Raw genomic sequence first — 13,299 nt, forward strand, 5'->3', positions numbered from 1 at the left:
TCAGACCAACCTGAAGACGCGGATCAGCACGGCGGCGCGGGCTGGCCGCAGGCTGTCCAGCGTGCCGACATAGACCCCCTTGTTCAGCCAGCCATGGGGGCCTTCCGGCGCGGTGATGTCCAGCACGGAGAAGGCATAGCGCGGCCCGCCCGGCGGATCGTCCACCGTGACGTGGTTGTTCACGGTGATGACGGCGCCGTCCTCCGTCTGCAACTCGTAGAGGGCGTTGAGCTGGCGCACCCCGTCGCGCCGCACGAGCTGCCGGTCCGCCCCACCGGGCAGGACCTTGCCACGCAGCCGGGGGCCCCGGAACTCGCCCCCCGTGATCGGGACCATCCGCCGCTCGCCCAGCGGCCCGTTGCCGAGCGCCATGGTGGGTGAGAGGTCGCAGATCGCCTCATAGACGAATTCCGTCCGGGGCGCCGCCATGGGGATCTGCGGCGCCAGGGAAACATACTCCTCCGCCCTGGCTTCGGCGCCGGGCAGTGCGGCGGCCAGGCCGCCCCCTGCGAGGGCGGCAAGCAGCATGCCCCGGCGCCCCGGCGGAACGCGCCCCGCCTCGTGGCCAGCGGGATGCCCGTGAGTGGAAGCCGGATCGTGCATGTCGCGCTCCATGACTCAGGCCGCCCGGACCGGTTGCAGCGGCGGCACCGAAGGGCGGCGCGTCACCAGGACATAGGCGGACAGGCCGCCCAGAATGGCGATCGGCACGATGCCCATGAGCACCTCGCCCGGGGAACGGCCGGAGGCCACGAGGCCGCCCGCGAGCAGCGGCCCCGCGACCGAGCCCAGCCGCCCGGCGGCCACGGCCAGCCCGACGCCCGTGCCCCGCACCGCCGCCGGATAGCATTGCGGCGCCAGGCCATAGAGGATCGCCTGGACCGCGATCACCGCCGCCCCGGTGAAGGCGCCGGCCAGCACCGTCAACGGCAGGTTCGCCGGCAGCACCGCCAGCAGCGCCAGGGCGAGGACCAGCGCGCCGAAGGCCGCGACAACGGTGCTGCGGCGGCGCGTGCTGTCCAGCGCGCGGCCCGTCAGCAGGCTGCCGGCGGAACCGGCGACATTGAAGGCGATCTGCACGATCCCGGCCTGCGCCGGGCTGAAGCCGCGCGAGACCAGCAGCGCCGGCAGCCAGTTCAGCAGCAAATAGAGCACCAGCAGGGAGAAGAAAAAGCCGATCCACAGCGACAGCGTGGAGACCAGCATGCCGGGGCCGACGATCTCCCGCATCGCGCCGGTGGTACGTGCCGTATCGGCGGCAGTGACCGCCGGAACGCGCAGGTCGGGCAGCAGGGCGAGCAGAGCCGGGATGATGGCGAGCGGCAGGATGCCACCGATCAGGAAGACCTCCTGCCAGCCGCCATGCAGGCCGAACAGCGGGACCAGGCTGGCGACGGCGCCGCCCAGCGGGATGCCCGCATACATCACGGCCACGGCGGAGCCGCGCCGCTCCGGCGGGGCGGCCTCGGCGGCGATGGCGACGAGGTTGGGCAGGGCGCCGCCGAGGCCCACGCCGGTCAGGAAGCGCAGCACCGCCAGTTCCGTGAAGCCGCTCACGAAGGCCGTGGCGATGGAGAAAACACCGAAGGCGAGCAGCGCGAGCACCAGGCCCATGCGGCGCCCGAAGCGGTCGGCGATGCGGCCGCCGGCGATGGCGCCGAAGATCAGCCCGAAGGTGGCCGCCGAGAAGAACATGCCCATCTGGGCCGGCGTCAGCCCCAGGGCCGGTGCCAGCTTCGGCGCCGCCACGCCAGCGGCCTGGATGTCGAAGCCCTCGATCATCGCGGCGAGAAAGCACAGCCAGAGGGCCCGTCGGTCCGGGGCCCCGGAGAGTGTCTTGTCCATGTTTCCTTCCCTTATCCGGGCCGGCCGGTGCGCGGCTGCCCGTCCCCTGCGGTCCCGCCTCGGAACCGCCTAGTCTTCCTCGTCCTTCCAGATGCGCTGCAGCAGGCCGAGCAATGTGGCCTGCTCCGCTTCCGTCAGGCGATGCAGAAAACGATCCTCATGCCGCCTGATCCGGGCGCGGATCCGGGGCATGGCGGATTTCGCCGCCGCGGTCAGGAAGAGGAGCTGGATGCGCCGGTCCTCCTCATGCGCCACGCGCTCGATCAGCCCCTGCTCCTCCATCTCGTTGATCAGCGGCACCATGTTGGCGCGCTTCATGCCGAGGCGGCGGCAGAGCTCCGTCGCGGTGATGCCCGGCCGCTCCGCGATGGTGGACAGCATGCCATAGGTCACCGGGCGCAGGCCGATATCCGCGAATTCCACCACGAAGTCGTTGAGTGCGAAGGCCGATGCGCGGCGCAGGTTATAACCGATCAGCTCCCCGAGCCTCTCGCCATCCCGCCCGGCCTGTGCCGCGGGTTTGCCGCGCTTGCGATCCGTGATTCCGACCATGGCCCATGAGGCGATCCGCAATCGGTGCTTGTCAAGGCGAAAATGTTATGAGACATAACTATTGGGCCTGGTGGCTACGGGGAGGTTCTGATGCAGCGCAATGACGCCGTGTTCCTGCGGATCGCGGGCGAGAAGAAGCAGGCCGCCGACGGACGGTGGTTCGAGAGGCGCAACCCGGTGACGGGTGAGGTCGCGACGCGCGCCGTGGCCGCGAACGCGGCGGAAGCCAGGGCCGCCGCCGAGGCCGCCGCGAAGGCGCTGCCGGACTGGGCCGGGACGGGGCCGAATGCCCGCCGCCTCTTGTTGCTGAAATCCGCCGATGCCGTGGCCGCGAAGGCCGGGGACTTCGTCGCGGCGATGATGGAGGAGACCGGCGCGACGGAAAGCTGGGCGCGCTTCAACGTCATGCTCGCCGCCGGGATGCTGCGTGAGGCGGCGGCCCTGACGACGCAGGTCGCGGGCGAGGTGATCCCGTCTGACAAGCCCGGCTGCCTCTCCATGGCCATCCGCGAGCCAGCGGGCGTGGTGCTGGGCATCGCGCCCTGGAACGCGCCGGTGATCCTGGCCACGCGCGCCATCGCCACGCCGCTGGCCTGCGGCAACACCGTGGTGCTGAAGGCTTCCGAGACCTGTCCGCGCACCCATGCGCTGATCGTCGAGGCGCTGGAGGAGGCGGGGATGCCCGCCGGCACCGTCAACCTCGTCACCAATGCGCCGGAGGATGCCGGGGAGGTGGTCGGCGCGCTGATCGACCATCCCGCGGTGCGGCGCATCAACTTCACCGGCTCCACCAAGGTCGGCCGCATCATCGCGGAGCGCGCGGCACGCAACCTGAAGCCCGTCCTGCTCGAACTGGGCGGCAAGGCGCCGCTGCTGGTACTGGAGGATGCCGATCTGGACGAGGCGGTGAAGGCCGCGGCCTTCGGCGCCTTCTTCAACCAGGGCCAGATCTGCATGTCCACCGAGCGGATCATCGTCGTGGAATCCGTGGCCGGGGCCTTCCTGGAGAAGTTCCGCGCCAAGGCCGCGACGCTGGTGGCCGGCGACCCGCGCGAAGGCCGGGCGCCGCTGGGCGCGGTGGTGGACCGGCGGACGGTCGAGCATGTGCAGGGGCTGGTGCGGGACGCGGTCGCGCAGGGCGCGCGCTGCCTCACCGGTGGCGAGGCCGAGGGCGTGCTGATGCCGGCCACCGTGGTGGATGGCGTCACCAGCGGCATGAAGCTCTATGCCGAGGAAAGCTTCGGCCCGGTCGTCGCCATCCTGCGCGCGAAGGATGAGGAGGACGCCATCCGCCTCGCCAATGACAGCGAATACGGCCTCTCCGCGGCGGTCTTCACGCGGGACACGGCGCGTGGCCTGCGCGTCGCGCGCCGCATCCGCAGCGGCATCTGCCATGTCAACGGCGCCACGGTGCATGACGAGGCGCAGATGCCCTTCGGCGGCACGGGGGCCTCGGGCTATGGCCGCTTCGGCGGCAAGGCCGGCATCGCCGAATTCACGGAGCTGCGCTGGATCACCGTCGAGACCCAGCCCGGCCATTTCCCGATCTGACACCTACAACACGGAGGAAGACTGCCATGGAACAGCAACAGGACAGCACGGTGGCCTTCGATGTCGAGGACGGCATCGCCTGGGTGCGCTTCAACCGCCCGGAGAAGCGCAACTGCATGAGCCCGGCGCTGAACCGCCGGATGATGGAGGTTCTCGACGAGCTGGAGTTCCGCGACGATGTCGGCGTCCTGGTCCTGACGGGCGAGGGCACGGCCTGGTCGGCGGGCATGGACCTGAAGGAGTATTTCCGCGAGACCGAGGCCCAGGGGCTCGGCGCCGTGCGGCGCTCGCAGCGTGAGTCCTATGGCTGGTGGCGCCGCCTGCGCTGGTACCAGAAGCCGACCATCGCCATGGTCAATGGCTGGTGCTTCGGCGGCGGCTACGGCCCGCTCTTCGCCTGCGACCTCGCCTTCGCCGCCGACGAGGCGCAGTTCGCCCTGTCGGAGATCAACTGGGGCATCCTGCCGGGCGGCGGCGCCACCAAGGTCGTGGTGGATCTGCTGTCCTTCCGCGATGCCATGTACCATGCCCTGACCGGGGAGCTGATCGACGGGCGCAAGGCCGCCGAATGGAAGCTCGTGAACGAGAGCGTGCCGCTGGCGCAACTGCGCGAGCGCGTCACGGAGGTGGCGCGGACCCTGCTGAAGAAGAACCCCGTCGCGCTGAAGGCGACCAAGGACGCCATCCGCCGCGTCTCCGAGATGACCTACGAGAATGCGGAGGACTATCTCGTCCGCGCCCAGGAAGCGGCCAACTTCCACGACAACACCGGCCGCAAGGAAGGCATCCGGCAGTTCATCGACGAGAAGAGCTACAAGCCCGGCCTCGGCGCCTATGACAAGAACCGCGGCGAAGCCTGAGCAACGGGCCGTCCAGGACATCGAGGGAGACCGATCCATGCCTCTCCGGGCCTCACCGGATCCGGTGGCGCTGCATGCGCGCCTGCAGCCGGACCGTCCCGCCTGCACCGACCTCGCCACCGGCCGGAGCTGGACCTATGCGGCGCTGCACGAGGCGATCCGGCGCATGGCCACCGTGCTGGCCACGCAGCTCGGCCTCGCGGCCGGGCAGCGCGTGGCCGTGCTGGCCCGCAACAGCGCCGACCTGGTGATCCTGCAACAGGCCTGCATGCGGAACGGGCTGGTCTTCGTGCCGCTGAACTGGCGCCTGTCGCGGGCGGAGCTGGAGGTGATCCTCGCCGACTGCCAGCCCTCCCTGCTGGTGCATGACAGCGAGGAAGGCGCCATCCCCCTGCCGGATGGCCGCCTCCTTCCCCTGGCGGAGCTGGTGGCAAGGGCGGAAGACAGCCCGCCGACGCCACCGGCCCCTCTCCCGGATGCCGGGGCACCGTCGATCATCCTCTACACCTCCGGCACCTCGGGCCGTCCGAAGGGCGTCATCATCACCGAAGCCAATGCCATGGCCACGGCGGTGAATTTCGGGGTGCTGGGGCGCGTCAGCCATCGCAGCGTCTTCCTCTGCGACTCCCCGATGTTCCACGTCATCGGCCTGATCACCAGCCTCCGCGCCCCGATGCTGGCGGGCGGGGCGATGCTGGTCTCGCCCGGCTTCGATCCCGTCGCCACCAATGACCGGCTGGGGGACCCGGCCCTGGGGGCCACGCACTACTTCTGTGTCCCGCAGATGGCGAAGCGCCTGCGCGAGCAGGCGAATTTCGACCCCACCCGCTGGCGCTCGCTCACCGCGCTCTTCACCGGCGGCGCGCCGAACCCCGCTGCGGATGTCCGCTGGTGGCTCGACCAGGGTGTGCCCATGGTCGATGGCTTCGGCATGACCGAGGCCGGCACGGTGCTGGGCATGCCCATCGAGCCCGGGCTGATCGCCGCGAAGGCCGGTGCGGCCGGGCTGCCTGCCCCCATGATCCAGCTCCGCCTGGTGGACGAGGCCGGGCGGGACGTGGCGGATGGAGAGGCTGGCGAACTGCTGCTGGCCGGTCCGAGCATCACGCCCGGCTACTGGAACAGGCCGGAGGAGACGCGGCGCGCCTTCACACAGGATGGATGGTTCCGCACGGGCGATATCGGCCGCCGTGACGCGGACGGCTACGTCACCCTGGTGGACCGCCGCAAGGACATGTTCATCTCGGGCGGCGAGAACGTCTATCCGGCCGAGGTGGAGATCGTGCTCGGCGAGCATCCGGACGTGCAGGATGTCGCGGTGCTCGGCGTGGCGGATGCCACCTGGGGGGAGGTGGGGCGCGCCTTCATCGTGCCCAGGACGGGACGGGGCGACATTCCCTCGCGGAGCCTGATCGCCCACTGCGAGGCCCGGATCGCCCGCTACAAGATCCCCAAGGAGTTCATCATCGTGGAGAGCCTGCCGCGCACGGCCTCGGGGAAGCTGCAGAAGCACGTGCTGCGCCGGGAGGACGGCTGATGGGAAGGCTGCCGTGACCGATCCCGCCGCCACCCTGGCGCTCCTGCTGGATCAGGTCATCGACGGCGCCACCGCGCGCCCCGATGCGGAGACCACGGCCGCGATCCTGGAGGAAGCCCGGAGCTTCGCCGAGGCGCGGCTGGCACCACTGGCCTCCGTGGCCGACCGGGAGGGTTGCCGCCTGGAGGATGGGCGGGTCCGCACCGCGCCGGGCCATGCGGCAGCCTGGGCGGAATTCGCCGGGGCGGGCTGGGCCGGGCTGACCGCCGCCGAGGATGCGGGCGGGCAGGGGCTCCCCCTGGCCCTGGCAACGGCGGTGCAGGAGGTCTTCGACGCCGCGAACCCGGGTTTCGGCATGCTGGCCCTCAACGCCCGCTGCGCGATCCGCCTGCTGGAGCGGCATGGCGACCCGGGGATGCGGGAGACCTGGCTGCCGGCGCTCGCCGCCGGTCGCTGGGGCGCGACGATCTGCATCTCGGAAGCCCAGGCGGGCTCCGATGTCGGGCGCATCCGCACGCGGGCGGTGGATCAGGGCGACGGCACCTGGCGCCTGAGCGGGGAGAAATGCTGGATCTCCTATGGCCACCACGATCTGGTGGAGCGGATCGGGCATTTCGTGCTGGCCCGCATGCCAGGGGCGCCGGCCGGCACGCGGGGCCTCTCGCTCTTCCTCGTTCCCGACCGGCTGGAAGGCGGCGGGCGCAACGGCGTGGAGGTCCTGCGGATCGAGGAGAAGCTCGGCCTGCACGGCTCGCCCACCTGTTCCCTGGCCTTCGAGGAGGCACGGGCCTGGCCGGTCGGCCCGGCGGGGCGCGGGCTGCCCACGCTCTTCGCGATGATCCAGGCGATGCGCCTGGGCGTGGCGGCCCAGGGCGCGGCGGTGGCACAGGCGGCCGCGGCCCTGGCCGAAACCTATGCGCGCGAGCGTTTCCAGGGTGGTGACCCCGCCCTGCCGCCGGTGCCGATCACGCGCCACGCGGAAACGCGCCGGCTGCTGCTGGACATGCGGGTGCGGGCGGAAGGCGCGAGGCTTCTCGCCCTCCAGGCCGCTTCCTGGCTGGACGCGGGCGATGCCGGGGATGCGGAGGCGGCCGCCCGGGCCGCCATGCTCCTGCCGCTGGCGAAGAGCCTGGGGGCCGAGGCGGGCTTCGCCAATGCCGATGCCGCGATCCAGGTGCTGGGCGGCGCCGGCTATGTGCGGGAATGGCCGGCGGAGCGCCTGTTGCGGGACAGCCGGGTCTTCTCGATCTACGAGGGGACGACCGCCATCCAGGCACAGGACCTGCTGCACCGGCGGGTCCTGGCGGAAGGGGGCCTGTTCGTGCTGCGCGATCTGCTGGCACGGCTGGAACCTTCGGCCACGCTCTCCTCGCCTGTCCTGGAGATGGCGGCGGCGCTGGCGGAAGCGCCGGCCAGGCGGCGCGAGGCCGCGGCCCTGCCCTTCCTGCGCCTGCTGGGCCTGGCCTGCCTGGATGGACTGCTCCACCGCGCCGGCCGGCGGGCCGCTCCGCTGGCCGGTCGCTATCAGGCCCTCGCCGGGTTCCATGCCGCCATGGCACCGGAACAGGCCACCCTGCTGGCCGCCCAGTGCCGGCGGGACGACCTCGATGCCGCCTTCGATCTCGCCTTCCCGGAGGCGGAGCTTCCGCCATGACGCGAAAGACACCCGTCCGGCTCTCCATCCCTTAGGCTTGGCAGCGAAATGAGCGGGGGATATGGTCGGCTTCATTGAGGGCAGCGTATAGGGCGCAACCATTGCGGGATCTTTCATCTGCGCGTGCCAGTTGCGCCTAGGAGGGAGCGGGATCCGTCCAGGCTCCTGACAGCCTGTGGCATCGCGCTCGCCGTCCTGCTGGTCGTTGCCACCCTCGTCCTGACAAAGGACCTGCGGACCCGTGCCATCAAGGCCGGCACGGAGGAACTGGCACGGACGGCCCTGATGCTGGCCGACCAGTCGGAACGGATCTTCCAGTCCCTGGATCTGGTGGAGATCGGGCTGATCGAGCAGATCCGTGCCCGCCCCGGCACCGCGACGCCCGAGGGGATGGCGCGGCTGAGGGATTCCGTGGAACTGCATAAGGCATTGCGCGAACAGGCTGGCCGCCTGCCACAAGTCGAGACGATCGCCCTGTTCGATCATAAGGCGCGGCCGCTGAACTCCTCGCGGCTCTTTCCGGTTCCCGATGTCAGCTTCGCCGACCGCCACTATTTCCAGGAACTGTTGCGGCCGGACGGGCCGGACAGCCTGATCAGCGATCCGGTGCTGAGCCGGAGCACCGGGAACTGGACCATCTACGAGGCCCGGCGCCTGAAAGGCCCGGAAGGGCAGTTCCTGGGCTTCATCATGGGCGCCATCCGCCTGAGTTCCTTCGAGGCCTTCTACCGCAATGTCACGAGCCATGCGGACGAGGCGATCACGCTGATCCGCCGCGACGGCATGCTGCTGGCGCGCCACCCTCTCGTCGCCGAACCGCATCCGAGGGATTTCGGGAGCGCCCTGGCAGGGCTGATCCTGCCGGCCCCGGGGCAGGCGGCCGTGTTCCGGCTGAGGAGCGCGCTGGACGGCCGTGACCGCGTCTTCGCGGCGCGCGTCCTGGAGCATTTTCCGATCATCCTCGCGGCGAGCACCACCGAGACAGCGATGCTGGAGGGCTGGCGGCGTCAGGCGGCCGCCCTGGGAGTCGGCGCGCTGCTGCTGGAGCTGGGCATGGCCGGGCTCGTCCTCCTGGGGCGCCGCCAGATGCGGGCGCATGTCCTGCTCGCCAGGGCGGAGGCCGCGGAGGCGAAAGCCGCCCACGAGGCGGTGGAGGCGCAACTGGCCCTGGCGCGGGAGCGGGAAGCGGCCGAACGCGCCCTGCGGCTACAGGATCTGCGCTTCCGCACCGCCCTGGAGAACATGGTCCAGGGTCTCTGCATGGTGGACGATGCCTGGACGGTACAGGTGATGAATCCCCGTCTCCTCGCCATGCTGCGCCTGCCGCCGGACGAGCCCGTGCTGGGCCAGCCGCTGCGGTGGATCGCGCGCCGCAGCCTCCTGCGGGGTGGGCTCCGCGGCCGGGACATCGGATCGCTGGCGTCCTGGCTGCGGGCGAGGCGCCGCGGCGGCCTGCCGCCGGAGGAGCAGTCCTCCTTCACCTGGGTGCTCGCCGATGGCCGTGCCCTGTCCGTCCTTCTCCGCAGCATGGCCGATGGCGGCTGGATGGCCAGCCTGGAGGATGTGACGGAGCGCCGGCAGACGGAGGCCCGCATCATTCACATGGCGCGCCACGATCCACTGACCGGACTGCCCAACCGCGCGCTGTTCGGCGAAAGGCTGCGGGAGGCGGTGGCGGCGGGGCGGGGATGCACCCTGTTCTGCCTCGACCTGGACGGCTTCAAGGAGGTCAACGACACGCTGGGCCATCCGGCCGGTGACGCGCTGCTCCGGATCGTCGCGGAACGGCTGCGGCACCTGTTGCGCGATACCGATACCGTGGCCCGTCTCGGAGGGGACGAGTTCGCCGTGCTGCTGACCGATGCGCGGCATGGCGAGGCAGCCATCCCGCTCGCGGAGACGATCATCGCGGCGCTCGGCCATCCCTACGACATCGGCGGCCGGCAGGCGACGATCGGTGCCAGCCTGGGCATCGCCACGCTCGTACCGGGGGATACCGGCGATGAGGACATGCTACTGCGCCGCGCGGACCTTGCCCTTTACCATGCCAAGGGTGCTGGCCGGCGCTGCCACCGCCTCTTCGTTCCAGCGATGGAGACAGCGATCCAGCTTCGCCGGCAACTGGAGGCCGATCTTCGGCACGCTCTGCGCGGCGGAGAATTTTTGCTTTACTATCAACCTGTTTTCAGAATTCATTCAGGCGAGTTGACAGGTTTCGAAGCACTTTTGCGCTGGCACCATCCGATCCGTGGCTTGGTCATGCCGGGGGATTTCATCCCCTTCGCGGAGGAGAGTGGCCTGATCGTCCCTATCGGCGCCTGGGCCTTGCGGGAGGCATGCCGGGAAGCGGCGGGGTGGCCGGGCGGGCTCAAGGTGGCGGTTAACCTGTCGGCCGCGCAATTCGGCCAGGGGCGGGACCTCGTGACGCAGGTCCGGGCCGCCCTGGCCCAGTCCGGATTGCCTTCCACCCGGTTGGAACTGGAAGTGACCGAGAGCGCGCTGCTCGCCGATACGGCGGAGACGCTCGCGATCCTGCAGGAGTTGCGCGCCCTGGGGATCGGTATCGCCCTGGATGATTTCGGCACGGGCTATTCCTCTCTCAGCTACTTACGGAACTTTCCTTTCACCAAGGTTAAGATCGACCAATCCTTCGTGCGGGACATGGGGCAGCACCCGGACAGCGCCGCCATCGTCCATGCCGTGGTCGGACTGGGCAGGAGCCTGGGGATGCTGACCCAGGCCGAAGGCATCGAGACGGAGGAGCAGCGCCGGCTGCTGCTGTCCGAAGCCTGCGACGAGGGGCAGGGCTATCTCTTCAGTCCCCCCGCCCGGCCGCGGAGATCCTCGGCATGCTGGATGGCCTGGCCCGGAAGCAGGGCAGCGAGGAGGCGGCGTGACTGGCCCGCGACCAGTTCCGGGGGGCGTCGCAACGCACCGGAACGGCCCAGGGAGCCTGGAGCCAGGACGATGATTCCAACGAGTCCGGCCCCGCCGCGGTATTAGCATCATCATGACATGTCAGATGGCTGCCGTCTGGCCTCACGGAAGGGCAGCCACCTTTCCGCCCGCCGGCAGCAAAGGGATGGGCTGCGCGGAATCGATCACGACCATCGCCCGTCCAGCCAGTGGAGAAGGGCTGCGATCGGGCAGGAGCAACGCCCGGAAGCGGATATCCTCCACCGCTGCCCGCTCGTAGTCGCGGTCGATCACGCCATGCCGGTCGAAGAAGCGGTTCAGCACCGCAGGAATGCGCACGCAGCCCTGGCTGGCGGGCCGTCCCAGCCGTTGCTCCAGGCGGTCCGGATCGGTGGCATGCATCTCCAGCCGGATGTCGCCCCGCTCGCGATCGGCACGCCAGCCCTTCTCGGCCGATTGCCAGCCGAAATCCCAGACCCGCATCCCCTTCACGCCATAGCCGCGGATATGGTTCTCGTTGAAAGTGCCCTGTGCGCGAAAGCCCAGGATCGCATCCGTGTTGAGGAACACCCCGACCGGCGTGATGTAGTGGTCGAAACGCTCGGTCTCCCCGGTGGAAACGCGGGCACGGCCGATCACGGCCCAGGGCGCGTCGGGCCGGGCCGCCACCAGCCACAGGACCTGCACGCGGGGGTTCCGGTCCACGACCACGACCAGTTGCGGCCGGTCGATGACGAGCTTGCCGCTGGCGGCCACCACGGCGGCAGCGCGTTGCGGCATCAGCGCCTCGCCCGGTGCCGCGGTGGTCAGCCGTGACGGCACCTCGCGGGCGAAATCCGCCCTGAGCCGCGCGATCTCGGCCTCGGTGGCCGCAGCGGACAGGGGCGGGTCCTCCGGCGGGACGGCAGGGGCCGGCATCTCCGGCAGCGGCACGGGAAAGGTGGCCGGGCCGGTTCCGTGCGGCATCTGGAGGGAAGAGTCCGGAGGGGCCAATCCCGGCAAGGCCGGCGGCGTGGCCGCGACGAGGGCTCCCGACGGCTGCGCCACGGATGGTGTGCAGCCCGCCAGGGCGATCGCCAGCGCCCATCCGAGCCTGGGGAAGCCTGAGGAGCCGAAGCGGGGTTTGGGGGCGGGGAAGTGACGCGACGAAATGGCCATCGACACTCGCTTGGCCGCCCGTGTCGCGGGCTGGCTTGTTGGAATGGGTTTCACCCTAACATCGGAACTCCGGATTCCAGGGCCGCGTCACATGGAAGTTGAACACGCTGTGATCCGGCGGCCACAACACGGCGCGAGGTCCTGGCCGGACAGGGGTCAGCCCGGCCGGCCCCCGCGCAGGACGAGCATGGTGGCGCCCACCACCATGGCGGAACCCAGGAGCACGTCCGCGGTGGGCGCATCTCCAAAGCAGAGCCAGCCAATGGCGATCGACCAGAGCAGGCCGGTGTACTGCACCGGTGCCAGGGCGGCTGCGCCGGCATAGGCGAGGGGGCGCATGATGAGATACTGGCACAGGCCGGAAGCCAGACCCATGCCGATCAGCCCCGTGAGGTCGGCATCCGACGGACTCTCCCAGGAGAAGAACAGCGTCGGCAGCAGCATCAGCGAGGAAAGGGCCAGGAACCAGACCGCGACCCCGGCCGTGTGATCCGTCATCGACAGGGCACGAAGCTGGAGCATGTTGATGCCGCCGATGAAGGCGGCGGCCAGCGAGAAGAGGGCGCCGCCCTGCGCCAGGCCGCCTCCGCCCGGCTGCACCACCACCAGGACCCCGGCGAAGCCTGCCAGGACCGTGAGCCAGGACAGGAGCGAGACCTTCTCGCCCAGCAGCGGCGCCGCGAGCAGGATGACGACCAGCGGCCGCACGAAGGAGATCACGGTGGCCTCGGCCAGCGGGATCAGCCGGAAGCCGGTGAAGGACAGCATCAGCATCGCGGTCATGGTCAGCGCGTGCGCCAGATGCCGGGGCATCTTCCGTGTCCGCAGCCGGTGCAGGCTGCCGGTCATCACCAGCACCAGGATCAACGGGGGCAGGGCGAAGGCATTCCGGAAGAAGACGATCTGGTTCACCGGAAAGCGCGCTGCCTGATCCTTCACCACGCCGTTGAGGACAGAGAAGAGCGCGATGCCCAGCAGCATGATCAGCACCGCCTTGCGCAGGTTCCGCTGGTCAGGGTCCGGGACGACGCCCGTGCCGATGGCGCCCTGGCCACACGATCCTGGCGCAACATCGCCTGCGGTGCCGGATGCCTTCATGTGTCCGATCCCCCAGACGTGGCGCAGACCTTCATGCCCGGTGCGACTATAGGCCCGAAGCACGGGAGGGACAGGCATCAGGAATGGCCTGAAACGTCTTCCCATCCAGAGCAATGCCCAGATGCCGT

Annotated in this window: 10 protein-coding genes; 5 read left to right on the forward strand and 5 right to left on the reverse strand. The window is 70.2% G+C overall.

The window, feature by feature from the left end; translation table 11 throughout:
• The 3 genes from MVG78_RS21210 to MVG78_RS21220 all read right to left on the reverse strand — a co-directional run bounded on the left by MVG78_RS21210 (position 1) and on the right by MVG78_RS21220 (position 2,397).
• Complete coding sequence (locus tag MVG78_RS21210; protein ID WP_247560776.1) at positions 1-528, reverse strand: DUF3237 domain-containing protein; 528 nt, start codon at positions 526-528, stop codon at positions 1-3.
• 90 nt (positions 529-618) lie between these two features.
• Entirely contained in the window at positions 619-1,845 is a 1,227-nt protein-coding gene (gene mhpT, locus MVG78_RS21215; protein ID WP_247560778.1) for a 3-(3-hydroxy-phenyl)propionate transporter MhpT, read from the reverse strand.
• Between the two features lie 69 nt (positions 1,846-1,914).
• Positions 1,915-2,397 carry a MarR family winged helix-turn-helix transcriptional regulator gene (locus MVG78_RS21220; protein WP_247560780.1) on the reverse strand — a complete coding sequence of 161 codons (483 nt, stop codon included), beginning with the start codon at positions 2,395-2,397 and terminating at the stop codon, positions 1,915-1,917.
• A 90-nt stretch (positions 2,398-2,487) separates the two neighbouring features.
• On the opposite strand from MVG78_RS21220, the gene MVG78_RS21225 reads away from it, so the two are divergent.
• The 5 genes from MVG78_RS21225 to MVG78_RS21255 all read left to right on the forward strand — a co-directional run bounded on the left by MVG78_RS21225 (position 2,488) and on the right by MVG78_RS21255 (position 11,002).
• Complete coding sequence (locus MVG78_RS21225) at positions 2,488-3,948, forward strand: aldehyde dehydrogenase (protein ID WP_247560781.1); 1,461 nt, start codon at positions 2,488-2,490, stop codon at positions 3,946-3,948.
• Between the two features lie 26 nt (positions 3,949-3,974).
• Positions 3,975-4,808: a p-hydroxycinnamoyl CoA hydratase/lyase gene (locus tag MVG78_RS21230; RefSeq protein ID WP_247560783.1), complete on the forward strand. Its 834-nt coding sequence runs from the start codon at positions 3,975-3,977 to the stop codon at positions 4,806-4,808.
• Between the two features lie 37 nt (positions 4,809-4,845).
• Positions 4,846-6,345, forward strand: coding sequence for an AMP-binding protein (locus MVG78_RS21235; protein WP_247560785.1), 1,500 nt, complete (start codon positions 4,846-4,848; stop codon positions 6,343-6,345).
• A 13-nt stretch (positions 6,346-6,358) separates the two neighbouring features.
• Positions 6,359-7,999 carry an acyl-CoA dehydrogenase family protein gene (locus MVG78_RS21665; protein WP_282615079.1) on the forward strand — a complete coding sequence of 547 codons (1,641 nt, stop codon included), beginning with the start codon at positions 6,359-6,361 and terminating at the stop codon, positions 7,997-7,999.
• 123 nt (positions 8,000-8,122) lie between these two features.
• Entirely contained in the window at positions 8,123-11,002 is a 2,880-nt protein-coding gene (locus tag MVG78_RS21255) for a bifunctional diguanylate cyclase/phosphodiesterase (protein WP_247560787.1), read from the forward strand.
• Between the two features lie 36 nt (positions 11,003-11,038).
• Here MVG78_RS21255 and MVG78_RS21260 read toward each other — a convergent pair whose 3' ends face one another.
• Both MVG78_RS21260 and MVG78_RS21265 read right to left on the reverse strand, forming a co-directional pair.
• The gene (locus MVG78_RS21260) at positions 11,039-11,881 is read right to left on the reverse strand and encodes a hypothetical protein (RefSeq protein ID WP_247560788.1); all 843 of its coding nucleotides are present in this window, start codon (positions 11,879-11,881) and stop codon (positions 11,039-11,041) included.
• A 348-nt stretch (positions 11,882-12,229) separates the two neighbouring features.
• Positions 12,230-13,171 carry a DMT family transporter gene (locus tag MVG78_RS21265; RefSeq protein WP_247560789.1) on the reverse strand — a complete coding sequence of 314 codons (942 nt, stop codon included), beginning with the start codon at positions 13,169-13,171 and terminating at the stop codon, positions 12,230-12,232.
• Positions 13,172-13,299: the final 128 nt, after the last annotated feature.

Source organism: Roseomonas gilardii subsp. gilardii (genome assembly GCF_023078375.1).
Lineage (GTDB): Bacteria > Pseudomonadota > Alphaproteobacteria > Acetobacterales > Acetobacteraceae > Roseomonas > Roseomonas gilardii.